Annotated in this window: 32 protein-coding genes and 1 riboswitch; of the genes, 11 read left to right on the top strand and 21 right to left on the bottom strand. The window is 34.2% G+C overall.

Annotation, left to right across the window (positions count from 1 at the left end; translation table 11 throughout):
- Nucleotides 1-74 precede the first annotated feature (74 nt).
- The 3 genes from ABH960_RS09670 (at nt 75) to ABH960_RS09680 (ending at nt 2639) form a co-directional block, all read left to right on the top strand.
- The gene (locus ABH960_RS09670; protein ID WP_113938438.1) at nt 75-524 is read left to right on the top strand and encodes an ArsR/SmtB family transcription factor; all 450 of its coding nucleotides are present in this window, start codon (nt 75-77) and stop codon (nt 522-524) included.
- 19 nt (nt 525-543) lie between these two features.
- Entirely contained in the window at nt 544-1764 is a 1221-nt protein-coding gene (locus ABH960_RS09675) for an MFS transporter (protein ID WP_000791669.1), read from the top strand.
- Nucleotides 1765-1913: 149 nt separating this feature from the next.
- Entirely contained in the window at nt 1914-2639 is a 726-nt protein-coding gene (locus tag ABH960_RS09680) for a sulfite exporter TauE/SafE family protein (RefSeq protein ID WP_404444708.1), read from the top strand.
- A gap of 310 nt (nt 2640-2949) precedes the next feature.
- On the opposite strand, the gene ABH960_RS09685 is transcribed toward ABH960_RS09680, so the two are convergent.
- The 6 genes from ABH960_RS09685 to ABH960_RS09710 form a co-directional block, all read right to left on the bottom strand.
- The gene (locus ABH960_RS09685; protein ID WP_404444711.1) at nt 2950-3561 is read right to left on the bottom strand and encodes a flagellar motor switch protein FliG; all 612 of its coding nucleotides are present in this window, start codon (nt 3559-3561) and stop codon (nt 2950-2952) included.
- Nucleotide 3562: 1 nt separating this feature from the next.
- Nucleotides 3563-4108, bottom strand: coding sequence for a sigma-70 family RNA polymerase sigma factor (locus tag ABH960_RS09690; RefSeq protein ID WP_404444714.1), 546 nt, complete (start codon nt 4106-4108; stop codon nt 3563-3565).
- A gap of 186 nt (nt 4109-4294) precedes the next feature.
- On the bottom strand, nt 4295-4879 hold the full coding sequence (locus ABH960_RS09695; RefSeq protein ID WP_404444717.1) for a type 1 glutamine amidotransferase family protein: 585 nt from the start codon (nt 4877-4879) through the stop codon (nt 4295-4297).
- Between the two features lie 86 nt (nt 4880-4965).
- Entirely contained in the window at nt 4966-5700 is a 735-nt protein-coding gene (nfsA, locus tag ABH960_RS09700) for an oxygen-insensitive NADPH nitroreductase (RefSeq protein ID WP_063217923.1), read from the bottom strand.
- Between the two features lie 189 nt (nt 5701-5889).
- Nucleotides 5890-6207, bottom strand: a complete 318-nt coding sequence (locus ABH960_RS09705; RefSeq protein ID WP_002064599.1) for a magnetosome magnetite crystal formation protein family — start codon at nt 6205-6207, stop codon at nt 5890-5892.
- Nucleotides 6208-6354: 147 nt separating this feature from the next.
- Nucleotides 6355-6933 carry a YdcF family protein gene (locus ABH960_RS09710; protein ID WP_033708135.1) on the bottom strand — a complete coding sequence of 193 codons (579 nt, stop codon included), beginning with the start codon at nt 6931-6933 and terminating at the stop codon, nt 6355-6357.
- A 160-nt stretch (nt 6934-7093) separates the two neighbouring features.
- On the opposite strand from ABH960_RS09710, the gene ABH960_RS09715 reads away from it, so the two are divergent.
- On the top strand, nt 7094-7759 hold the full coding sequence (locus tag ABH960_RS09715) for a DUF421 domain-containing protein (protein ID WP_219301895.1): 666 nt from the start codon (nt 7094-7096) through the stop codon (nt 7757-7759).
- A gap of 37 nt (nt 7760-7796) precedes the next feature.
- Here ABH960_RS09715 and ABH960_RS09720 read toward each other — a convergent pair whose 3' ends face one another.
- Both ABH960_RS09720 and ABH960_RS09725 read right to left on the bottom strand, forming a co-directional pair.
- The gene (locus ABH960_RS09720; protein ID WP_219303702.1) at nt 7797-9152 is read right to left on the bottom strand and encodes an MATE family efflux transporter; all 1356 of its coding nucleotides are present in this window, start codon (nt 9150-9152) and stop codon (nt 7797-7799) included.
- Between the two features lie 89 nt (nt 9153-9241).
- Nucleotides 9242-10072, bottom strand: coding sequence for a MerR family transcriptional regulator (locus ABH960_RS09725; RefSeq protein ID WP_002086530.1), 831 nt, complete (start codon nt 10070-10072; stop codon nt 9242-9244).
- Nucleotides 10073-10340: 268 nt separating this feature from the next.
- On the opposite strand from ABH960_RS09725, the gene ABH960_RS09730 reads away from it, so the two are divergent.
- Nucleotides 10341-11504 carry a cation:proton antiporter gene (locus ABH960_RS09730; protein WP_002011888.1) on the top strand — a complete coding sequence of 388 codons (1164 nt, stop codon included), beginning with the start codon at nt 10341-10343 and terminating at the stop codon, nt 11502-11504.
- 63 nt (nt 11505-11567) lie between these two features.
- On the opposite strand, the gene ABH960_RS09735 is transcribed toward ABH960_RS09730, so the two are convergent.
- The 8 genes from ABH960_RS09735 to ABH960_RS09770 form a co-directional block, all read right to left on the bottom strand.
- On the bottom strand, nt 11568-11846 hold the full coding sequence (locus ABH960_RS09735; protein ID WP_404444724.1) for a DUF3986 family protein: 279 nt from the start codon (nt 11844-11846) through the stop codon (nt 11568-11570).
- Nucleotides 11847-11911: 65 nt separating this feature from the next.
- A complete protein-coding gene (locus ABH960_RS09740; RefSeq protein WP_404444727.1) occupies nt 11912-13261 on the bottom strand; it encodes an aspartate aminotransferase family protein in 1350 nt (449 codons plus the stop codon).
- Between the two features lie 189 nt (nt 13262-13450).
- Nucleotides 13451-15001 (bottom strand): solute symporter family protein, encoded by a 1551-nt coding sequence (locus ABH960_RS09745; RefSeq protein WP_113937089.1) that lies wholly within the window; start codon nt 14999-15001, stop codon nt 13451-13453.
- Nucleotides 15002-15003: 2 nt separating this feature from the next.
- On the bottom strand, nt 15004-15345 hold the full coding sequence (locus tag ABH960_RS09750) for a DUF485 domain-containing protein (protein WP_404444730.1): 342 nt from the start codon (nt 15343-15345) through the stop codon (nt 15004-15006).
- Between the two features lie 225 nt (nt 15346-15570).
- Nucleotides 15571-16200 (bottom strand): sterol desaturase family protein, encoded by a 630-nt coding sequence (locus ABH960_RS09755; RefSeq protein ID WP_219301847.1) that lies wholly within the window; start codon nt 16198-16200, stop codon nt 15571-15573.
- A 76-nt stretch (nt 16201-16276) separates the two neighbouring features.
- Entirely contained in the window at nt 16277-16570 is a 294-nt protein-coding gene (locus ABH960_RS09760) for a hypothetical protein (protein ID WP_002086539.1), read from the bottom strand.
- A 19-nt stretch (nt 16571-16589) separates the two neighbouring features.
- Nucleotides 16590-17222: a LysE family transporter gene (locus ABH960_RS09765; RefSeq protein ID WP_002086541.1), complete on the bottom strand. Its 633-nt coding sequence runs from the start codon at nt 17220-17222 to the stop codon at nt 16590-16592.
- A 138-nt stretch (nt 17223-17360) separates the two neighbouring features.
- Complete coding sequence (locus ABH960_RS09770) at nt 17361-18089, bottom strand: YqcI/YcgG family protein (protein ID WP_404444734.1); 729 nt, start codon at nt 18087-18089, stop codon at nt 17361-17363.
- A gap of 260 nt (nt 18090-18349) precedes the next feature.
- Here ABH960_RS09770 and cspB point away from each other — a divergent pair, with 260 nt between their 5' ends.
- Together cspB and ABH960_RS09780 are read left to right on the top strand one after the other, a co-directional pair.
- Nucleotides 18350-18547, top strand: coding sequence for a cold shock-like protein CspB (gene cspB, locus ABH960_RS09775; RefSeq protein WP_002011904.1), 198 nt, complete (start codon nt 18350-18352; stop codon nt 18545-18547).
- Nucleotides 18548-18666: 119 nt separating this feature from the next.
- Nucleotides 18667-18915 (top strand): DUF2564 family protein, encoded by a 249-nt coding sequence (locus tag ABH960_RS09780; RefSeq protein ID WP_002011905.1) that lies wholly within the window; start codon nt 18667-18669, stop codon nt 18913-18915.
- A 33-nt stretch (nt 18916-18948) separates the two neighbouring features.
- Here the strand turns inward: ABH960_RS09780 and ABH960_RS09785 are convergent, their stop codons facing one another.
- The 3 genes from ABH960_RS09785 to ABH960_RS09795 form a co-directional block, all read right to left on the bottom strand.
- Complete coding sequence (locus ABH960_RS09785) at nt 18949-19125, bottom strand: zinc-finger domain-containing protein (RefSeq protein WP_002011906.1); 177 nt, start codon at nt 19123-19125, stop codon at nt 18949-18951.
- 12 nt (nt 19126-19137) lie between these two features.
- Entirely contained in the window at nt 19138-19797 is a 660-nt protein-coding gene (locus ABH960_RS09790; protein WP_404444739.1) for a ribonuclease H family protein, read from the bottom strand.
- Between the two features lie 148 nt (nt 19798-19945).
- On the bottom strand, nt 19946-20434 hold the full coding sequence (locus ABH960_RS09795; protein WP_002011909.1) for a QueT transporter family protein: 489 nt from the start codon (nt 20432-20434) through the stop codon (nt 19946-19948).
- Nucleotides 20435-20440: 6 nt separating this feature from the next.
- A riboswitch (PreQ1 riboswitch) is annotated at nt 20441-20485 on the bottom strand.
- A 131-nt stretch (nt 20486-20616) separates the two neighbouring features.
- On the opposite strand from ABH960_RS09795, the gene ABH960_RS09800 reads away from it, so the two are divergent.
- The 3 genes from ABH960_RS09800 (at nt 20617) to ABH960_RS09810 (ending at nt 22865) form a co-directional block, all read left to right on the top strand.
- Nucleotides 20617-21489, top strand: a complete 873-nt coding sequence (locus ABH960_RS09800) for an aldose 1-epimerase family protein (RefSeq protein ID WP_404444742.1) — start codon at nt 20617-20619, stop codon at nt 21487-21489.
- A gap of 70 nt (nt 21490-21559) precedes the next feature.
- A complete protein-coding gene (locus ABH960_RS09805) occupies nt 21560-21946 on the top strand; it encodes a reverse transcriptase-like protein (protein WP_002011911.1) in 387 nt (128 codons plus the stop codon).
- A gap of 13 nt (nt 21947-21959) precedes the next feature.
- Nucleotides 21960-22865, top strand: coding sequence for a DMT family transporter (locus ABH960_RS09810; RefSeq protein WP_158664725.1), 906 nt, complete (start codon nt 21960-21962; stop codon nt 22863-22865).
- Nucleotides 22866-22867: 2 nt separating this feature from the next.
- On the opposite strand, the gene ABH960_RS09815 is transcribed toward ABH960_RS09810, so the two are convergent.
- The gene (locus tag ABH960_RS09815; RefSeq protein ID WP_001195213.1) at nt 22868-23128 is read right to left on the bottom strand and encodes a DUF6123 family protein; all 261 of its coding nucleotides are present in this window, start codon (nt 23126-23128) and stop codon (nt 22868-22870) included.
- Between the two features lie 182 nt (nt 23129-23310).
- On the opposite strand from ABH960_RS09815, the gene ABH960_RS09820 reads away from it, so the two are divergent.
- On the top strand, nt 23311-23871 hold the full coding sequence (locus tag ABH960_RS09820; protein WP_002186259.1) for a cysteine hydrolase family protein: 561 nt from the start codon (nt 23311-23313) through the stop codon (nt 23869-23871).
- Nucleotides 23872-23913: 42 nt separating this feature from the next.
- Here ABH960_RS09820 and ABH960_RS09825 read toward each other — a convergent pair whose 3' ends face one another.
- A complete protein-coding gene (locus ABH960_RS09825) occupies nt 23914-24774 on the bottom strand; it encodes a GNAT family N-acetyltransferase (RefSeq protein WP_404444747.1) in 861 nt (286 codons plus the stop codon).
- Between the last annotated feature and the right edge of the window lie 26 nt (nt 24775-24800).

The raw sequence follows: 24800 nt of genomic DNA on the forward strand, positions 1-24800 counted from the left end.
GCGATTTATTTCTCTTACGTTCTATTTTTTTAGAATGTACAATAAATTTAGATTATAAGAAAGGGGCTAAAATAATGTTTGAGGATCGACTTACCATTTCAGCAGAACAACAAAAGCTAATTTCCAATGCAACTCGCATTCAAATTCTTCACCTTTTAAAAGACGAAACACTCACTGCAAAACAAGTATCTACTAAACTAAATAAATCTGCTGGTAGCGTTCACTATCACATCCAAATTTTATTTGACGGAGGCTTACTTGAATTAGTAGATACAAAGGAAAAACGAGGGATTATTGAAAAGTACTATAAAGCAAAATCTGCTCACTTCTATATTGAAGAAGCAGGAACGGAAGGAACAAATACAGGGAGCCATATTGTATCTCATTTATTTTTAACTCCAGAGGAATTACAACAACTCACTTGGGAGCTCTCACAAGTTTTATTACGCTGGGAAAGCAAAACCGCTCGTCAATCAGCCTCAGAAGAAGAATACGCTATTTCCTGCCGGATTAAAAAACAATGAAAGAAAGGTCCAATTGTTTATGAAAAATAAATTATTATTATTGTCGGGAACAGGAATTTCTCGTTTAGGTGATTTTATGTATCTCATCGCTCTAAACTTAATGGTGTTAAATAGCACAAACTCCCCTGCTGCTGTAGCAGGATTATGGATTGTAGGTCCAATTGCCACCGTTGTTACAAAAATATGGTCTGGTAGTATTGTAGATCGATTAAATAAACGGTCAATTATGCTCATCGCAGATATTATTCGAGCAGTTCTCATCGGCTGTATTCCACTATTTGATTCTATTTGGGCCATTTATATTTTTATCTTTTTGACTCGCATTGCTACATCATTTTTCGATCCAGCTTCATTCACTTATAAAACAATGCTCATACGAGCTGAAGAGCGCGCTCAATTCAACGCTTGGAATAGCTTATGTACAAACGGGGCTTTTATTATCGGTCCAGCTCTTTCTGGAATACTTCTCACTACTTACTCGGCAGACTTTGTTATTTACTGCAATTCACTTTCATTTCTACTTTCTACAATTCTCATTTACTTCTTGCCAAACATTACATTACAAACAAAGCAAAACGAAGAGGTTGCAAATACTTTCGTACAAACATTACGAAGTGATTGGAAACAAGTTTTTTCATTCGCTCGAACGGAAACTTACATTATTCTCATATTCGTTTTATTTCAATCCACTATGCTTGTTTCTATGGCACTCGATTCACAAGAAGTTGTTTTCACAAATCAAGTACTGTTTTTATCCGATATAGAATATAGCATGCTTGTTAGTATAACTGGTGCTGCTTACGTTTGCGGTTCATTTCTCGTCTCTCTCTTTGCCAAACGATTAGCAATTCAACATTGTATCGGATTAGGTATGATTTTCACAGCAATAGGTTATGTGATTTTTGCCTTTTCAAATTCATTTATAGTCGCAGCGAGCGGTTTCATTTTACTTGGCATTTCTTCATCATTTGCTGGTACTGGCTTTATAACATTTTATCAAAATAACATCCCTGTACATATGATAGGACGTATCGATAGCGTGTTTGATTCAATAAAAAATTTCATCCAAATCTTTTTCATTTTAGCAATTGGAGCATCCGCACAATTTCTTTCCGTTCAAATTACTGTAATCAGTAGTTCATTACTCATTCTTTTCCTTTCCTGTTTATTAGCAATCCGGGTAATGACGCCTTCACGAGAAAAATATTTTAAAGCTACAGGATCATCTTTGGAATATTAACCGCAACATAAAAAGCGGCTATTTGCCGGGCAGTAAGATCCCAATTGGTGTGGGCTAATAATCAGTGGGGGATGAACAAAACCCCCACTGATTAAAATTTCACTTTATGTTAAAATATTTATTGGATCTGATTATATAGGGGGGCTATTTTGGAGATTATATTCATTTTCATATGTATTATATTAGTAGCTTCTATTTTACAAACAAGTACAGGTTTTGGCTTTTCTATTATGGCAACACCTTTCTTACTCATGCTATTTCTACCACAAGAAGCTATACAAATAAATATCATTTTATCATTAATTATTTCCATATCACTCATTTGGAAAATAAGAATGGACATTGATTTTATTCTACTGAAAAGATTAATTTTCGGAAGTATAGTTGGTGTTCCTTTTGGTATTTTAATTTTCATTTCCATTAACATCAACACATTTAAATTAGCAATTAGCATCCTGCTCTTACTATTAACGTTGATGCTAATATGCAACTTTAAGATTAAATCAACAAAATCTAGAGATTTCTTAGTGGGTGGATTATCCGGTCTTTTAACGACAAGTATCGGTATGCCAGGACCACCCCTGTTACTTTACTTTACAGGAACTGATACGAAAAAAGAGAAGTTGAGAGCAACTACTTTGGCTTTTTATCTGTTTATATATTTCATTAGTCTAGTAACTCAAATACTCTTTACTGGCACAAACAAAACAATTTGGGAATCAAGTTTTTATGCTATTCCAATCGTATTTCTAGGTTTGTATATAGGTCAAATTATTTTCAAATGGCTTAATCAACGGATTTTTAAATTTTTTACATATACCCTTTTGAGTTGTACAGGCATTTATCTTCTCATTGAAAGTTTGAATTTGTTATAAATAAGTTTTTTAAATTAGAAGGTGCTTTAGAGTGTGCAATAACACATAGATCTAAACGAATTTATTGGTTTGGTGTATTTTTAAGTGCAGTGGAGTATTTCACATCAAAAATTAAACAAATTTATTTTAACCCCGTCTTAAAATCGGAACGGGGTTATACGTGTTTTAAGTTTTTAAATTAAATAACTTTATTGTCAGTTTACAATTAGTAGTCCCACTGATGATTCTTTCATGAGAAGAATATTTTAAAGCTACAAGATCATCAATAGAATACTAACTAAACCATAAAAAGCGGCTATTATGCCGCTTTTTACATTAAATATTTTAAAAATAAAAGACCGGATGTTACTATGACAAGAACATTGAAATAAATCATCCAGCCTTTCTCAAAATCTTTATATTTCTCTTCTTTTACTCCATGCTGTTTTAATTTCATAATAATCATAGCTAGTTCTTGTTCGTGCTCTATACTTCCAAATTGTATATATTTTTTATTATATTTAATCCCGTATACGTTTTTCATTTTTTTATGTTGTGAAATTGCTTGAATATCTTCTATTAACATACTGTATTCATTTACCTTTTTAAAATAACAATCTAATCCTTTCATCAGCAACCTTTTATTTGTTAAAACGATATAATAGTAAAAAGTTGCACCTACAGTATAAATATTCGGTATTACTTTTGTATTTACCATGCATCCCTCTTCTACTAACAGTTCATCCTCAATTTCTTCATTTTTTTGTAACTCTTCGCGAATTGATTCTTCTAACATTTGTAAAGTTAATTTTTTTAGCAGTTCACCATTTCTCACATAATACTTATCTATATTTATAGAATCATTCGCTTCTTTCTCTAAACGTGTAATTTCTTCTTCTGAATATTGGAGCTCATTTAACATCGATAATAATCTTTTATCCATATTACACACTCCCTTTCCACAGTTTTTGAAGTTTTTTCTTTCCACGAGAAATTCGATTGTATATATAGTCAGCCGTTACTTTTAATTCTTTCGCAATATCGTCAATGGAATACCCATCAATATACCTCTTTAAAAAGATATACCGATCCTTTGTATTTAAATCTTGTACGAGTTCCATAATCTCTTCTTCTTGTTCTATTTCATACCTATCATGGATACTTGTATCTATTTCTACGTCTTTATCGATTTTATTCTCTTTATATACTTTCTTTTTATATTCCAATGCCTTTAATTTAGTAATACCAATCATCCAAGATTTTAAGTTTCCCTTTTCTATATCAAATTGTTCGATATTAAACCAAATGACAGTAAATACATCATTATAACAATCATCTACATATTGTTTTTCAATAGGGGTACTTAATGATTTATGAATAATGTACAAAATTAATTTTCCATATTGATCAATTACTTCTTTCAAAGCATCTTGATCGCGTTTTTTCATAGCTATAATTAAATCCTCTTCAGAATCGAAAATCATAAACATCTTCCTTCCTCAGTTCCCCTTTAGCAGCTGCTTTTACTTACTATTGGCATTTCATTCTCATTTTCTATCACTTTTGTAAAAATTTATTAATTTTTATTTCTATGTATATGATAACAAATAAAATACCTAAGTTCAGAAAGTAGTATCTACATTCTGAACTTAGGTATTAACAATCAAACTATTCACTTAAACTAACGTTTTATCACAAAGCTCTGTTACATTTTTAAAGTATTGCAAGTTCTCCTTCGCTTCAGCTTCGTTAAATAAATTGAGCTGCTTCATTATTTCAGCGGCAAATTCAACGTACGCAGACCCTACCGCTGTTATGATTTTTCCATCAACGGTTACATCTTTATTTTGTTTATATTCCCATTCATGTAAATGCGCTAATTGTTTTTCATCTGATGTTAATGATGTTGAGAATTTCTTCTTATTAAGCACTCCTGCTGCATGTAGTAAAGATGTCCCTGCACAAATACCCGCTATCCATTTATTTTCCTTATGTAATTCGTTCACGATAGATAACAACTTTTCATTTTCTAAATGCTCAAAAATATGTCCTCCCGGTACGATAAAAACTTCATAGTCCGCTACTTCAATATGCTCGATAGAGACATGTGGTTGACACAAAAAACCACCCTCTCCTGTAACTGTTTTTCCGTCTACTGTTGCCGTTATTATTTCGAATTCCTTACTTATCAAAAATAAACTCGCTACATTCACTTCAAATTCTGCAAATCCATCAAATAAAAAGATTAAAGCTTTCTTCATGTTATCGCCTCCTCTATAACTATTCGAAAACAATCACATTTCTCCTCCAAAAAAGACAAACCCGCATTACAGGTTTGCCTTTTTACTTATTTCTTATTTAATCCTTTTTCATTTAAAAACTCTTTCATATGCATTCTTTTCTCTTTGGACATAAATGAACTCATTGATTCTGTCCATGTTACGTTTTTTTGATTTGACGATCTTTCCTTGTAATACGCACTCATCGTTTCATCATATTCGTTTAATAATTCATCATATTTCTTTTCATCGTATCCATTTTCATGAAGAATTGCTGCTACCGGTAATCGTGGTTTTACTCCATGCTCTTCATCTGGTACTCCGACTGTCATTCCGAATACCGGATATACTTTATCCGGTAAATGAAGCAATTCACTCACTTCTTTCGGGTTATTACGAATTCCGCCAATATAACAAATACCGTATCCTAAAGATTCAGCTGCAAGTGCTAAGTTTTGTGCAAATAATGAGGCATCTACTGTTGCTACAATAAAGTCCTCTACTCCCTCATGTTTAATCTCTGTTCCATGTTTTTCACATGCCATTTCAAGTCGCTTTAAGTCTGCACAACAAACAAAGAATGCTGCGCAGTCTTTCACGTGACGATTCCCGGATAACTCAGCTAGTTTACCCTTGAGTTCTTGATCTGTTACATATATAAGAGAATACGCCTGTACAAAATGTGAGGAAGCCGCATGTTGTGCAGCTTGCACCATTCTTTCTACTATCTCTTTTGAAATTGGTTCTTCTTTATATTTACGAACTGAAACGTGTTTCTCCATTTTATGTATCATCTCATTCATGAAAATCACTCCTTTTTTCTCTTCATAATGAAAAATTACCATATCTTTTTCATTATTCACAACTTATAAGCACAAAAAGAGCAATTCTTTTCGAATTGCTCTTTTTTAATGTTTATTAATACGGTATATGAAATTATATCGACGTTTTGGCAAATAACGACGAATTTATATGCTGTTATGCAATGCTTGTTAAGCTGCTTTCAACACTTTAATACCTTTTACGATATTCCAAATGAAGTAATAAATCCCTACAAGAATGAACACTGCATATGTGATCATCATTCCAATTCCAGCACCATCAGATTGATTGAAGCTTAAACCGTATACGCCCGACACTGCTAATCCTCCAAATAAAATTGCGTATGGGAAAACATGTGACCAAAATGCTTTTTTTGCGTGGTATTTCACTTCATCTTCCGCAACGAAGTACACGATAATTGGTAGTAAAAATGGTGCAAAAAAGATACTAAAGTAACATAACGAAGATAAAATATTATTTCCTTTCATCCGATTCACCTCTAAAGTTTTTTGTTACCTTCATTATGTCAGGAAACCTTTCCAGAAACTATCGCTTTACCTTTCATGAACATGACATTTTTGTAAGATTTCCCTCGAAATAAATCCCGCCTCAAATTTCGGGCGGGATTACTTTCACTATATTCGATTCATAAACCAATATTGCGTAATCGCTAAATATTCTCGTACATTCGATGGAATGATAATTGGCTTCGGTGTTTTGGCCGGAAGCCCTTCTAATTGCAAACCTTGTTTTGCAGCTATTTTTTTCGCTCTAAACATATGGAAATCGTTTGTTACGATCATACCTTTTTTCATATTGGCTGGAATTAACGGTTTTGAGAATTTAATATTTTCATCTGTGCTCGTCGACTTATCTTCCATTATAATGCGGTCTTCTGCAATATTTTGTTTCATTAATCCTTGTTTCATCGCTAATGCTTCTGTAATATCTTCACCTTTTCCTTGGCCTCCAGATACAATAGCAATTGTTTTATCATGTAATTTTAAATACTCAGCTGCTTTATCAATACGATATTGCAATGAATAAGAAGGTTTTGTTCCATTTACTTTCGATCCTAGTACAATTATATAATCCGCATCATCAATTGCATTCATATGCCCATGCTTATAAATGTTATATTGTAAAAAACCCGCATATACGGCGCAAATCATTATAACAACTAAAATATACTTGATTATTTTCTTCTTTCTCATATCCATATACCCCTATTTCCTTTACTTCCTTCATCATAATATCCATTTATTCGTTTGTATACAGACAAATTCCAATTAACCCTAATTTATCCTCCAAAAGGTAATATTTCTATTAATTTCGGGAATAGTAAGTACAACTTCGCACGAAGGAGTGTCCCTATTGCTTCTCTTTTTATGTAACGTATCATTCTTTTTTATCTTATTTTTACTATCACTTAAGCTACTTGGTAAATCTGCATTAGCACAACTAACTCCTCATGATTTTGGGGCTATTATCTTTTTATCCTATTTAGCTTTTCAAGCCATACCAGTCGCTGGTGCTTTACAAGCATTTCTCGGTATGGTCGTTATTACATGTTTGCATTTGCTTCTTACAAAATTAAGCCTACTCAACAAACTAAATCGTTTTATTCTCGGACACCCCATTATTTTAATTAAACATGGTGATATTATTTTTGAGAACTTACAAAAAAGTAGATATCCGATCCCTGAATTGCTTTCTAATCTTCGCGTCGCAGGATATCCAAGTGTTCATGAAATTGAGTATGCGATATTAGAAGCGAATGGAGCTATTAGTATTTTACCAAAAAGAGAACTTGTGCCTCTGACTCCAAAAGATATGAATATAGATGTTAAGTATGCAGGCTTACCAATTGCTCTTATCGTTGATTCACAAATTCAATACGATAACTTAAAATTAATCCATAAAAATGAAAAGTGGTTACATGCAGAGTTAATGGAGAAAGGCGTTACAAATATTAAAAATGTGGCTTTCGCTTCTGTTCAGGAGACAGATGGATCTTTTGCGATTAGTTTAAAAGAATAAAAAAATCCCCTTGACTTGTTCAAGGGGATTTTCTTCACTATATTGCTTCCTTCTCTCTCGCCATGTTTAACGGAACAGGATGTTTCATGCGATTCATCGTAAATACGATAATTGCTGTCAATACTTCCGCTACTGGCATAACGAGCCAAATTCCAGTTATACCAAATACTTTTGGCATAATCCATAACAATGGGATAACAAATAGTAAACCTCGGCTCATTATTATAAGTACTGATTTTTTCGTTTGTCGCACTGATTGGAAGTATTCTCCGTATACAATGTTATAGCCTAAAAATACATATTGAATAAAGAATAAACTAATACCTGTTAACGTTAACTCCAGTAGTTCTGGCGATTGAACATCAAATAAACCAATAATATATTTCCCGAAGAATAAACCGATGACAATTGCAATACCTCCGAGTACTACCGCAATTTTTACAGCGAACTGCAATCCTTCACGTAATCTTTCTGATAAATTTGCACCGTAATGGAAACTAGCGATTGGTTGTAACGCTGCACCAACACCGAAGAATAATAGCAATGTCATTGCATGAATACTATTCACCATCGCATAAGAAGCTACACCTAGTTCTCCTGCATATTGAACGAACGCAATATTAAAACCGATCGTTACGATTGCAACTGTACTTTCTGCTGTAAAGCTTGGGAAACCGATCACCATAATTTGTTTAACCGTATCCCATTCAAAATGGAATTTCGTCCACTTTAAAACACTATTTTTTCTAAAGAAGTGAGTTAATAATACAAGGAAACCAATTGCTGCCGAAAGAATAGTCGCTGAAGCAGCACCAGTTACACCCCATCCAAAGATGAAAATAAAAATATAGTCGAACACTATATTTAATACAGCCGTTACAACAAGACCTGCCATTGCTAAATTAGGATTTCCGTCATTTCGTATAAATGTACTTAAAATATTTTCTAAAACGTATATCATTCCAAATGTTAATAACACCTGTAAATAGTCTAATGCGTATGGTAAAATCACTTCATTCGCACCAAATAAATATGCTAAATCTTCTATTCTCCATAAGCAAATAGCTGCTAAAACGCCAACGATAACAACTGCTACTGTCATAGATTGAGTAAAGATAGACCTTGCTCTTTCCAGTTTATTTTCACCTAGTGCAATGGAATATAGCGTTGCTCCGCCCATTCCAATCCATAATGAAATAGAGAAGAAAATTGAAAATGCTGGAATAGCTACGTTTACTCCGGCTAAACCGTTCGCTCCAACTCCTCTACTAATCATGACTGCATCAATCACAATATTAACCGACATTAATACCATCCCAAGAACAGCTGGTATTAAATACGTAATAAATAAACTTTTAATTGGTTTTTCTCTTAATTTTTCTGTTGTTTCCATCATATAAATGCTCCTTTTTCAATGCTCTGTTCACAGTTTAAACCTTCAAGTTACTTGAAGGTCAATAGAGAATCGAAAAATATATAAACCTATTTTTTAACAACAGGTATTTGAATTTCCGTTACTTGCTCCTTCGGATTTTCTGTTACGGACCAATCAATTAATGCAAGTTCCAGTGCATCTCCGCACACTTCATATCCTTCGTTATCAATGTGCTTTAATAATTCCGTATACGTTGCGTCTGTTTCTTCATATGGTCCATGGTGATAAGAACAGGCAAATATCCCTTCTTTTATTTCATCTGAAGTATGCGCTTCAAAAGGCATGTAATCCAATAAAATAAACACACTGTTATATGCTTGAAACTCATTTTGCATTAATGCTTTTTTTGAAACTGTTACACCGATATCACCTGAAAATAAACTATTATCAATTTGCTTCATATTTTTTTGCAACGAATGGATATAATATTCAAACATATCATCCGTTGTATTTGGTGCAACTGCAATTGCTGTAATTTTTCGTTTCGGTATCTTTTTATAAATAATTTGATTTGCTTCAGATTTCGTCGCTTTCTTCATTAAATGGATTTTATGTTCCATTTTTGCCAAAGCATACTCGATTTCTCTTTGTTTTTTCAGCATCATTTCTTGTTGTTTTTCAAGTAAATTCAGCGCATAAGATGGATTTCGTTCATCAATATATTTCTTTATTTCCTTTAACGGGATGTTCAATTGGCGTAAAAATTTAATCGTATCTAATAGTGAAAACTGATCAATTGTGTAATAACGATAATTGGTTTGAGGGTCAACAATTGACGGATGAAAAATCCCTTTTTCATCATAATAACGTAATGTAGATTCCGCTATATTATGCATTTTCGCCATTTCCCCAATTGTAAAACGTTGATTTAATAACATTTTTCTTTCTCCATTCATTATATGTAAACTTTATTACTTCCTATTATATATCTATATCCCCCGTTTCTAAAACGAATCCTCTCATGAAAATCTGCTATTTTTTCATTGATTTTTAATAAATTTTATTATATATTAATTACAGGTTCAAATTACAAGTTCAAAAGAACTCGTAAATAGACCCTTTGTTTAATGGATCTTTACATATTATCATTAGGCAAATTCCGAGAAATCGTATGATAAAAATAAAAAATGATGAGGAGAGGATCAAATGGAATTCGAATTTTTCTTTCAGATTGCACTTATTTTATTAAGTACAAAGCTCGCTGGTGACCTTAGTGTTAGATTAGGTCAACCTTCTGTACTCGGTAAATTAATCGTTGGTATCGTTATCGGTCCAGCTATATTCGGATGGATTGAAAATTCAGAGCTTCTAACACAATTAAGTAATGTCGGAGTTATTCTTTTAATGTTTATGGCAGGACTTGAAACAGATTTAGAAGAATTAAACGCAAATCGTAATTCTTCTTTAGCTGTTGCACTTGGAGGTATCGTTCTTCCATTCGTAGGTGGTTACGTTGCCGGTCTTGTTGTCGGTATGGAACAAGGGAATGCTGTCTTTTTAGGATTACTTCTATGTGCAACAAGTGTTAGTATTTCCGTTCAAACACTTCGTGATTTAGGTAAAATGAAAACACGTGAAAGTACGACGATGCTTGGAGCCGCTGTATTTGATGACATTCTTGTTGTTATTTTATTAGCATTTGCAATGAGCTTCTTAGGCACAGATGACGTTAACTTAACAATGATTATCTTGAAGAAAGTAGTATTCTTTGCTTCTATCATTTTAATTGGCTGGAAAGGTGTTCCAGCAATCATGCGTTGGTTATCACCACTTCGCGTATCTGAGTCTATCGTTAGTGCTGCGCTTATCATCTGTTTCTCATTCGCATACTTCGGCGAACTATTAGGAATTGCTGGTATTATCGGTGCTTTCGCAGCTGGTATCGCTATTTCTCAAACGAACTACAAACATGAAGTAGAAAAGAAAGTAGAACCAATTGCTTACGCTATGTTCGTTCCAGTATTCTTTGTTAGTATCGGTATGAATATTACATTTGACGGTATTGGCGATCAAATTTGGTTCATCTTAGCATTAACAGTTATCGCTGTATTCACAAAACTAATCGGTTGTGGATTCGGTGCACGAATCACTGGATTTGATGCAAAGTCTTCTGCAATTATCGGTGCTGGTATGGTTTCTCGTGGTGAAGTTGCACTTATCATCGCAGGAACAGGACTTTCTTCTGGCCTATTAGCACAAGATTACTTTACAGCAATCGTTATCGTAGTTATTTTAACAACGATGATTACACCACCAATGTTAAAATACACTTTTGGTGCAAAAGATAAAGCAATGAAAGCAAGTAAATAAGTTTACTATAATAAAAGGAGATTGCTATCTTAAAAGATAGCAATCTCCTTTTTCATTTTCTCTTTAAACAATTCCATTCATTTTTAACCATTTTTCAAAAATGGAGCGTGCTTCTTCATCATCGATATCATCACGAAATGAATAGACTTTAATGCCGTAATCATCTATATATTCACCTAGCTTCATTTCACTTACTTTCTCATAAAGACTCCCTGCTTCATATTCTGGAATATATGCATCCCAAACTGCCTCATTTATTCTTTTGTACGCTGTCACTTCTAAATCATAACCATCTTCATAATATCCGATGTGATAATGTTTGTTAGGATCATATTTCTCCATTAAAAGCTCCTCCTAATAAACAAAAGCGAGCCTTATATTACAGCTCGCTCCTCTCGTTCTATTTATTAAATACGTTCCATCGCTGTCTTCAACGTTCCGACAATAAAAGCAATTTCTTCACCTGAAATAACGAGCGGCGGTGCTAATGTTAATACGTTATTATACCCTGCTGTTGTCATACCGTTGCGTCCGATAATGAGCCCTTTTTCTTTACAAGCATTTACAACACTTGCAATTTTGTCATTATCAATTGGTTCTTTCGTCGCTTTATCATTTACTAGTTCGATTCCAACTAATAGCCCTTTCCCTCTAATATTTCCAACAAGCGGATGTGCCCCAATTTCTTCTTTTAATTGATTTAATAAAAGTGAACCCATTTGTGCAGAGCGCTCAATTAAATTTTCATTTTCCATAATCTCTAAGTTTTTAAGTGCTAATGCACAAGCCGCTGGATTTCCACCAAATGTATTAATATGACGGAAGAATTCATATTCTCCCTTCCCTTTAAACGCTTCATATATTTCTTTTTTCACAGCTGTCGCTGATAACGGTAAATAAGCACTCGTAATCCCTTTTGCCATCGTGATAATATCAGGCTTAACGTCATAATTCATAAATCCAAATGCTTTTCCTGTACGTCCGAAACCGCAAATCACTTCATCGCTAATGAGTAGTGCACCGTGTTTTTGACACGTTTCATGAACAGCTTTCATATAGTCTTTTGGCGGCATTAAAATGCCTCCGCCCGTAATAATTGGTTCCATAATAAAAGCTGCAATCGTTTCACTTAATTCCCATGTCATAACGCGATCTACTTCTTTTACACATTCTACATCATAAATATTTTGCGATTCCATTTCTGGCATGCGGTAACAATCTGGAGGCGTTACGTGTAAAAAACCTGAAGCAAATGGCTCATATTGGTATCTACGCTGTGCTTGGCCAGTTGCCGCCATCGTTGCCATTGTGTTTCCGTGATAACCACGATAACGTGACATAAATTTATAACGATGCGGTTCACCTTTTTGAGCATAGTATTGCCTTGCTATTTTAAAAGCTGTTTCGTTCGCTTCCGAACCACTATTAGAGAAGAATATAACATACTCTCCTCCAAGCCACTCGTTTAACTTTTCAGCGAGCTTAATTGCTGGTTCATGTGATTGTGACATCGGAAAGTACGATAATGTTTGCAATTGCTTATAAGCTGCCTCTGCGAGCTCTTTTCTTCCATACCCACTATTTACACACCAAAGGCCACTCATACCGTCTAAATATCTTTTCCCCTGTATATCTTCAACCCAGCACCCTTCTGCTTTCGCCCCTACCATTGTACTACTCGGGCTAAAGGGACGCATTCCGTGCCACACATATTGCTCATCTTTTGCTAATAATTCATCGGTTTGTTTTGTCTTCATCATTTCTTCCACCTTCCATAACAACTTATTTTTCACAAAGCTGCGCTGGTACCATGATGAGTTAAATTTCTCCCTGCCTATTTTCATTCCACAAAATTAAGACAAATCCTACTTACAAAGCAGTATTATTTACAATAAAATGACAAAAGAAAAAGGAGCTTTTCTTATATATCGAAAAGCCCCTCTTTTTTAATGTGAAGACGCATCGCTAATACCATGACCAGTATTAGATTTCACAAGAATTTCATCAAATTTCGCTGCATCTTCTTTCTTACTAGATAAAACTGTCCCTAAATATGCTGCAAGGAATCCAAGCGGAATTGAAATAATTCCAGGTGTCGTATATGGGAAAATCGCTTCCCCAACAAATATAGCTTTTCCAGCTACTGGGTTCCAAACGTTTGGACTTAACGCTACGAGAACAATCGCTGATACAAGACCAACAATCATACCAGAAATTGCTCCTGTTGTATTAAAACGCTTCCAATAGATTGTAAATAATATAACCGGTAAGTTTGCACTCGCTGCAACTGCAAATGCTAGTGATACTAAAAATGCTACGTTTAATGTTTGAGCAAATAAAGCAAGTATAATAGATACTATCGCCACCCCAATAGACGCATAACGCGCCATTGACACTTGCTCTTTTTCCGTTGATTTTCCTTTACGAATAATCTCATTATAAAAATCATGCGCGAATGCTGATGCTGCTGTTAACACAAGCCCTGCTACTACAGCTAAAATAGTTGCAAAAGCAATTGCTGATACGAAAGCAAATAAGAAATCTCCGCCTAATGCTTTTGCTAATAAAGGTGCTGCCATATTACCAGCAGGGTTTGCTTTAATAATCGCCTCATTTCCTACAAACGCTGCTGCTCCAAACCCTAAGAAAATTGTCATAATATAAAACGCGCCAATTAACCACGTCGCATATACAACAGATTGACGTGCAGTTTTTGCATCACGTACTGTAAAAAAGCGGACAAGAATATGTGGTAATCCCGCTGTACCAAGGACTAGTCCTAAATTTAAAGAAAGTGTATCAAGACCATCCTTATACTTTACTCCTGGATTTAAAAACGAATCTTTTAATGGAGTAGCTGTTTTCATGTGAGCGAACATTTCAGTCACACTGAAATTAAATTTGGAGAAAACGATAACAGAAATAATAAATGTCCCTGCCATAAGTAGTACAGCCTTTACAATTTGAACCCAGCTCGTAGCTGTCATTCCTCCGAAAATAACATACACAGTCATAAGTGTACCTACGATTAATACAGATGTCGTATATTCAATACCTAATAATAGTTTAATAAGTGCACCCGCACCAACTAATTGTGCAATCATATAAAAAATTGAAATCGTCATCGTATTAAGCGCTGCTATACCACGAACTTTTTTCGCATCAAAACGTGCCGCAATCATATCCGCTAACGTGTACTTCCCTAAATTTCTAAGCGGTTCTGCGACAAGATATAGAACAACTAAATAAGCAACTAAAAAGCCGATACTATAAAAGAACCCATCAAACCCAGTTAACGCTATCGCTCCGGCTATACCAAGAAATGACGCAGCAGACATGTAATCCCCAGCAATAGCCAGACCATTTTGCCAGCCAGTTAATCCCCCTCCAGCCGTATAAAATTCACTCGCATTTTTCGTTTTTTTCGATGCGAAATACGTGATAACGAGCGTACCAAGGACAATAATTAAAAATAGTGCAAACGCAGTAGTATTCAAATTCAGCCCCTCCCTTTTTGCATATCTTGCAGAATTTTTTGCGAAATTTGATCAAAGGATTCGGCTTTCTTGCTGTAAATCATACATAATGACCATGTCATAATAAATTGCGCAAAAGCAAATACCCATGCCCATGTCACATCACCAAACGCCGGTGTATTAAGCACCTTTGAATAGGATGTTAAAATAGGTAGTGCTATAAAAAAACTTAAAAAGAAAATACTCATCGGAATGATAAACTTCTTTTTCGTATTTAATAACAATTGAAACTCTTCAGACTGAACAACTTCTGTATAATTCACCTCATTTTTTAACTTACGTGCTGACGTATCATCTCGTTTCATTCTCTGGTCCCCTCTCTTACTTGAAATGCACTTCCCCCTTGCATACCTAAAAACTAAATTTTATAAATATTCAGAAACTTATTTTCATTTTAGACAATCCGTACATTCCTGCAAAGATTTTTCGATAGACATTTTTCGGCATTTTCCCCTAAGTTTTTAATATACTTTTTCACCATAAAATTCGAGTACTTCAATCCACACCAATCGGGATAAAAAAAGTAGTGCTTATCGCACCACTTCTGTCTTTTTCTCTTTTTCTAAATTACGGGCTGTTTCGCTTAATTCAACTTCTTTTCCATCTTTAAGCGTTCCAAATATAAAATCGAATACTGGATTTGAAACACCAAACCAAAACTTTTCATTTTTATAATGGTGTAATATATGCTGTTTTTTTAGCCATCTTCCAAACTTAGTGAAGGGACGAATCGGTTTATGTGCAATATAATGTTTCCATTCATAAACGAGGAGCATGATAATCATTCCGATTCCGAATGAAAGTGTAACAGTAACACTTTTTGTAATACCATACGTTATAAGTAAATATATAGTAAAGCTAGGTATACTAAACCATACAGGCAAAAATAAAAGCTTTAAATCATCTGGATATACGTGATGATCATAATGTAATCTTCTTAACATTTTTAATAAAAATGCGTTTTTAGGCGGCTTTAGATGGAATAAAAAACGGTGTGTCATATATTCGTTAAACGTATAAAAAACAATCCCAAACATACACGCTAACATACCAATCCATGTGAAAAATTGCATTTTTAAAATAATGATAAAAATTAATAAAATACTATACATAATAACAATATCATGTTGCAAAAAGAACTCTTTTACCACTCTCTTCATCGTTCTTCCCCCTTTTCCAAAAAAACAGCCGTAACATATCGTTACGACTATTTTTTTCTATTTTATTCTATTCACTTTACAAATTTGCCTGCTGTTCTATTGCCGAGAAAAAAGTGTTCGGACCAAATATATTTTGCTTCGGAATAATGTGTTCTACTGCAAACACTGTTACTTCTCCTCTTTGTACTTCTCCAATAATGAGACCAAATACTTCATGATTTACCGCAAACGTTGGTTGTTTCGTTTGCAGTAACCTTGCTGCATTTTTAAATACCGCTTCATATAATGGGTTCCTGTCAGTAATTTCTTTTCGGATTTTTGGTGCTAACGTGATGATAATTTCTTTTCCGTCAATAGTGGTTCGATACATAAAAATCTCCCCTTCAATCTTATGTGAACAACTGTAAAGCTTTGTATGCAAAATGGATGGAATATCCTACTAAAATAATACCTGCTCCGGCTGTAATATAGCCAAGTGCTTTTGGTTTTAATAAAGTTCTTCCAAAATGTACAGAAAAAGCAATATTTAAGTTCCACAAAATAATACCAACAATAATGCAAAGACTGTACAAAAAAGCTTCTTGTTTCGTTACCTTTGTAAGCAATGAGCTAAGTGTACTTCCGTATATACCAAACCAAAAAACGAGATTTAATGGGTTGGATATCGCAATTAAAAATCCCGCCATAAAAGATTGTTTAAGTCCACCTACCTCTTCTTTGTTATATTCCATATTCGAGTGGGAGATTCCTTGTTTTACACTTTGAAATCCTAAATAAAATAACAGGAAAAACCCAGTGCAGTACATAAAAGCTTGTACATATGTATACATAAACACAGAAGATAAACCAAAATAAATAAGAAGCATAAACAAAATATCAGCAGTCATTCCTCCGATTCCAACAATCCACGCATGCCAAAATCCACGTTCAATTCCACGTTTTAACATTTCAATATTAATTGGACCTACCGGCGCAGCTAATGAAATACCCAATACTATTTGTTGTATAATTGCTCCAAACATCGCTCTATCCTTTCTACTTCTTTTACTATTAAGTAATGATGCAAATATAGAAAATAGACTAGCTTTCATAAAAATTATTCACTAATACAATACCCTTTTTTATCCAAAATATACAAAAGAGCCATCAGTTGATGGCTCTTATTTCTCTACTCTATGATGAAAAGGACATTTACCTTTAACCGGCTCAATATCATCCCCTATGAAATATTGTTTCCATTCACGATGATTAGGATCGCCGTAGTGACTAATGTTAGGGTGCTTCGGCAACTGATCCCACTTTTCAACTCGTTCACGGACCATTTGTCTTGAATACGACCCTTTAGGACGATCTCCTTCTAATCCCTCGAAAATAGTTCGTGGCTGGAATCCAATAACGAGAGAATTTCCTAAATGCCTAGTCTTTCGCTGTTTATAAGCCGGCGCATTTCCAAACGCAAATATCGGTTCACCACCAAATGAAAATTCCCATAAATAATGATCTGGATCTTCAGGAATTTGCTTCGGCCATGTTTGATCATCGTTTTCATGTAAATATTGTAGTACTTTCCAAAAATAATCTCGATAATATTCGATTGATTTCTCTTCACATTCCGGCTCTACAAAAAGAAAAAAGCCTCTTCTTACAATTGGCCGTTCTTTCATTAACTCCAAAAAAGATAACATTGTATTGGGTAAATGCCCCCAATCATTATGAGAGAGAAATGAATAACGAAGTTCATTCTTTTTCAAAGCTGTTAAACCGAAATAACACGGAAAAGTTGGTTCTAGCACGACATTCGAAAAATCATGAAATTCTTTTGCAACCCAATTCGGTATGTCGGCTCTATTTTTCATCCCTTCATTATCTAATAAATAAGACTCATCCATTCTTTCACCTCATTATGTACAGCATTCACTTAAGAATATTACATACTCGGCTTGTCCTATACCTTTTTAAAAATTCGAGAAAAAATTAATTCAAAATACAAAATTTTAAAAACGCTTACTTGACTAAATTCTACCAATTCATGTATATTTAAATTAATCATTTGGCAGAATATTCGAGAATATAGCATTTTTTATTTATATTATTTTTTAATGAATTTCACTAAATGAAAAAAGGAATCGTTTTTAGGAGGAATTGTGACATGCAAGGAAAAGTAAAATGGTTTAACAATGAAAAAGGTTTTGGATTTATCGAAATGGAAGGCTCTGAAGATGTATTCGTACATTTCTCTGCTATTCAAAGCGACGGCTACAAAGCTTTAGAGGAAGGTCAAGAGGTATCTTTCGACATTACTGAAGGAAACCGTGGACCTCAAGCTGCTAACGTAGCAAAACTTTAATCCCACATATGACAGGAGGTTACCTTACTTGGTAACCTCCTTTGTTATTCCTTTGTATATTTCCGTTTTCCAGAGCAAAAACTATGTGAAATGCGCAAAATACAAAGGAGGCAATAACAATGGGGTCACATGTAAATGATTTTGAAGAAGTAAAATTCCGTGTAGAAACTGCACAAAAAATGGTAGGTTCTGCAACAATTTCAATGGATCCAGACACATTAGAGCATGCCACTACTGCAGTAGAATCGGCTCGTTCTCAGCTTGAAATCATGAAATCCGTTGCAACGGATTTAGATGAGCCATTTCTAATGAATGAAGAAAAAAAATTAAGTAAATGCGAGCATCAATTACACGAAGCAAAGCACTAAAAAACATCCAGAGAAAATTCTCTGGATGTTTTTTTATGACAATTGCTCCCCATACTTTTTCAACTTCTCTCCAACCGTACATTGCCGTATACAAAAAGAATGGGCATAGTATTTACTATGATTTTTCCGATTATGTTCCTGCAGGAAACATCCTCCGCAATACGTTTCTAATAAGTCATTTACCTCTGTAATGAGTTGCTTCTTCTTCACGTGTGCACCTCTCTATTCGGTTATTTCTTTATGACTATCAATTGTCGTCCCTTCTAATGCTTGCGCTGCTAATTGATGTGCCTCTTTATTTTGTTTTCTAGATATCGGTTCACAAATAAGCTTTAATTTCAGTTGCTTCGCTTTTTGTTCAATTTGGTCTAAGTAATGATTTAAATGTTCATCATAGCAAGGCCATTCACCAGCTAATTGCTGCAGTACAACTTGAGAATCTCCACGAAGTGTAACTGCTTCATATTTAATTCCTAATTCCTCGAGTGTATTCATCCCGTATAATAATGCTGCATACTCCGCTTCATTATTATCATATATGCCTTCTATGTATGCATTGCGACGAATTCGGTAATTTGTATTTCCTTTTTTATAGTATACACATATACCAACCCCAGCTTCTTTCGTCTGCACATCATAACCACCATCAAAATAAACTTGAATTTCTTGCGGATCTTCCTCCACTTGCTTACTCAGTTTTTTCATTTCTTTTAATGACCATTCCGCGTCCATTTCATCGAAAAATAAAAGTTCTTTCACCCTACCTGTTTTCTCAAAATCCTCTGCAAATTGCAGTACATCTTCTATGTTCATATAATCTGTCGTTAATTCCGTCTGCAAACCGCGCTTCGTTTTATACAACCAATGAATTTTATATTTCATACTAGATTCCCCTTTTATAAGACTTCTTATATGTAGCCAGCTAATGAAAGCCTCACTTTATTTTATTATATTGTATCAAGAGTCACAGCATTATATTCAATGTGATTACATACAAAAAGAGCTATCCCTATAGGAATAGCTCTTTCATCTATTGCATAAATCTTTCAAATTGCACTCGCTTATTAATCCAGTACATTACAGGCATACCAATTGCCATTACAACAAATTCACCAACTGCACAAGTTAGCCATGTCAATAAAAATGGCAGATCAAACGCAAGATGAAGTTCAATTGCAATCATAAACATTGTGACTGTAAAAATAACTGTATTAAAAATCATACGAGCCCAAACACCTTTAATGAAGCGCATAGAAATAATAGTTGCAAGTAATGCAAGAATGGATTGCCCTACTCCAAATACTAAATCATAAGCGATCATAGGTGAGAAAAAGAGATTCGTTAAAAATACCCCTAATACAATCCCGTAAATTGCTTTCTTATTGAATACAACGAGATGATTAAACATCTCTGAAATACGAAACTGTACACTGGTAAAGCCAAATGGCTGAATAAGCATAGAAACAGCAATATATAATGCCGCTAAAATACCATTACCGACTAATGTCCTTATATTCATGACAAAATCTCCTTAGTTTTTTTACGTGGGATGGTTTCGAACCACGTTATTCGTTTTTAAGCAACAAGATTATATTTTACGCAATAGGCACTCTTTCGTCAATAGATTCCTATCATTTACTACCTTTTTTCTTTTGGACAACGTATAATAAAACATATGAAAGATTTAGGAGGTTTCACTTCATGACAGCAACAATTCAAAATGAAAAAGTGATCGTTTCCATTTCTGACAAAGGTGCAGAATTACAAAGCGTTCGCTTAAAAGAAGATAACACTGAATACTTATGGCAAGGCGATTCTACTTATTGGGGGCGCCGCGCACCAATTTTATTCCCAATTGTCGGCCGATTAGTAGATAATACATACTACGTAGATGGTAAACCATATTCTTTAACACAACACGGCTTTGCTCGTGATCTTACATTCTCTGTAAAAGAACAAAGTGAAACGAATATTACTTATATTGTTACTAGTAATGAAGAAACATTAAAAAAATACCCATACGAATTCGAATTACTCGTTTCTTATGAGCTAGATGGACAAATCGTTCATGTAACATATAAAGTAAATAACCCTACTTCAAAAGAGATGTTTTTCTCAATCGGAGCACATCCTGGTTTCAACTTCCCCTTATTAGAGGGCGAATCATTTACAGATTATCATTTATCATTTAATGGTTCTGAACGCTTAAAAACAAGCGTATTAGAAGGACCTTATCTTTCAAGTAAAAAGCAATTAATCGCTGAAAATGCGAATGAATTACCACTTACATACGATTTATTCAAAAATGATGCACTTATTTTTGAAAATATGAATACGGATGAAATCTCTATTCGTTCTCATAAACATAATAAATTTGTAAAAGTAGAATTTGACGGATTCCCATTTGTGGGTGTATGGACACCAGGCGAGAACGCACCTTTCTTATGTATTGAACCTTGGTACGGGATTGCTGATGAAGTAAATCCGGCAAAAGATTTCAAGGAAAAAAAAGGAATTCAATCTTTACAAACGAATGAAACATTTACATGTCGTTATAGTATTACAATCGGCTAAGTCACTCTATCCCCTACTTCAAAGAAACATATAAGTAGGGGATCATCTTATAATTTGGAGGTTTCTCATTTTGATTGAAGTATATATTGATGGTGCATCAAAAGGAAATCCTGGTCCTTCTGGTGCAGGAGTGTTTATTAAAGGGGTGCAACCAGCTGTACAGTTATCATTGCCCCTTGGGACAATGTCCAATCATGAAGCAGAATACCACGCTTTACTTGCGGCATTAAAATATTGCACGGAGCATAATTATAACATTGTCTCTTTTCGTACCGATTCGCAGCTTGTCGAGCGAGCTGTCGAAAAAGAATACGCAAAAAATAAAATATTTGCACCACTATTAGAGGAAGCACTGCAGTACATAAAAAGTTTCGATCTCTTTTTTATTAAGTGGATTCCAAGTAGTCAAAATAAAGTTGCTGATGAATTAGCTAGAAAAGCTATCTTACAAAATTAACGGGGGTATGAGTGTGAAAAAAGATTGGGTTGCTCCTCTTGCTTTATTATTCGTCTCTTTTATTTGGGGAGCTACGTTTGTTGTCGTTCAAAATGCTATGTCTTTCGTTGGTCCATTTACTTTTAATGGTATTCGCTTTTTATTCGCTGGAATTATTTTATTATTCGTTCAAATGATTTTCTCAAAAAGAGCTTCAAAACAAGATATAAAACAGAGTAGCTTCGCTGGATTAATTGTTGGATTCTTTTTATGTATTGGCTATGTATTACAAACATTCGGCTTACTTTATACAACTTCTTCAAAAGCTGGTTTCTTAACAGGGCTTAGTATCGTTATGGTACCAATTTTGTCTTTTATCTTTTTAAAACAAAAAGCTACCATTTTTATCGTAATGGGCATTGCTGTAGCAACAGCAGGTTTATACTTATTAACGGCTGGTGATTCTTTTCAATTAAACATTGGAGATATACTCGTTCTCGGTTGTGCAGTTGCTTTTGCTGCCCATATTCTTGTTAACGGTTTCTTTTCTAAGAAAATATCACCTTTATTACTAAGCACCTCTCAAGTATTAGCTGTCGGTATATTTTCTTCTATTTGCGCTTTTTTGTTTGAAGATTGGGAAAAATTATTTTCAGTTTCACTATGGACGAATCAATCCTTTTTATTCGCTCTATTTCTAACTTCCCTATTTGCGACATCCATTGCTTTTTTCATTCAAACATCGGCACAAAAACACACTTCTCCAACGAGAGTAGCAATAATCTTCGCAATGGAGCCTGTTTTTGCAGCATTAACAGGCGTTCTAGTTGCAAACGAACAACTTTCTATTTCTGCCATTATCGGTTGTTTATGTATTTTCCTAGGCATGGTTTTTGTTGAGCTACCTTCCAAAACAAAAAAAGAAGCGCAGGCTGCGTGAAGTTATGCTTGTAACTTCCGCATAAAAGCCTTAGCGCTTTTTTTATCTGTAATTTCTTCCTCTTTCAATCGTTCTAATAACGCAACAAAATAACTGCCATCAAACTGTAATTGATGTTTAATCGTCGCTTCTATTGCTACGTTCACAATCCCATCAGATGCACCAGTATATCCTTGTCCGAACATAATAAATCCTTGTGCTTCCTCTGATAATTTAAATCCTTTCGTATGTAAGAATGAAAGATAATCTTCTACTGTTTGCATGATATTCCCACCTACTCAAAAATTCTCCACTTCCTATCATACATGTTTTTATACTCTATGAGAATGAAATTTATTTGACAACTTTGTAAATCTATCGTCTACTTCTTAGAAAAAAGAGGAGTTCCTTACAATATAAAAGAATATGTAAAGTGGAATTTATTTTATATTAAAGGGGATATCGAATGAAACAAGCACTATTAATTATCGATGCTCAGCAAGAATTAATGGATGGAAATGAACAAGAAAATGAAGTTTTTCGTAAAACCGAGCTATTATCTACACTAAATACAGCCGTACAGAAAGCAATAGATTCAAATGCCCTTATTGTTTTCGTAAGAGATATCGATGTTGCTTCTGGTAGCGGAGAAGGATTTGAAGTACATAATCAAATTAAAGTACCTCAGTCTGCAATCCTTATTAATAAAGCAGCAACAAACGCTTTCTATGGCACTTCTTTACTTGAACTTTTAAAAGAAGAGAAGATTAGCCATATCGTTATCGGTGGATGTAAAACAGAACATTGCATCGATACCGCCGTTAGAACAGCAACTGTACAAGGATTTGACGTTACATTAATTAAAAATGGTCATTCCACAACTGATTCTAACGTGTTATCTGCAGAGCAAATTATTGGTCATCATAATAAAACTCTACATGGACATTATAACGTTGATCATTTTTCAATGGTTAGAGATGTCGAGGAAGACCTTTTTCAACCTATTCATGATCAATATCGCGATTAATATGGCTATAAAAAAGAATCCTTTTCACAAAAGGATTCTTTTTTATCCAAAAATTTGCGCTGCAATACTGTATAGTTCTCCATTTCTTTTCAAAATTTGATCACTATTTTTTATCATAATTGGTGGGGTATTAACCTTTTGAAAACCAGTAATCTCTAATTCTTTCATGAAACCTTTCTTTCCTTCTGGTACATCAATTCTTAATTTACCATGATGCTCTCTTGCTAAATAATGTACCATTCTCATTGCCATCGCATCATTTTTAGCAACGACCGGCCCTATTATTTTATTTTCTGGCGTTTGTATACTTAAACCGTAACCTAATACATTTTGTTGTGCATCCTTTGTAACAATACATTGTTCACTTTGAATAATTCGATACTTTAAAAACTCTTCTCTATTTGTTCCAAATGCATCTTTATCTATTTGTATTATTTCTTCTAAATCACGTTCTTCATAATTCACAATATCCTCTTCATTTCCTACACAATGGTAATTCGCATTGTACGAGTTACATATGTATTTAGAAACATAACTAACAGCCCTGAATCCTAGTTTTTCATATAAAATTTTCCCCTCATCCGTGGCAATAAGCATAATGGGGGTTTGAGTTAATACGCTTTTAACACATAAATCCGTTATTATCTTTCCAATCCCTCTTCCTTTATAATCTGGATGTACAATTACCATTCCAATTGAGGCTAATGTCTCCCCGTATAGTATAATTGCTGCGCTAGCAATAAGCTCTTCTCTCTCATTTACTACACCATATACTATACCCGTATTCAAAATCATCTCAATTTCCTCTCTGTTGTAATCCCAGCCAATATGAGAAGATAATGCTACAATATCCTCTCTTTTCCCTTTCCTAAGACGCTCCACCCTAATCTCCACTTCAATCATTCCCCATCTCCTTCTTTAGACGTTTG

It is taken from the genome of Bacillus sp. RC252 (assembly GCF_044909215.1).
Taxonomy (GTDB): domain Bacteria; phylum Bacillota; class Bacilli; order Bacillales; family Bacillaceae_G; genus Bacillus_A; species Bacillus_A mycoides.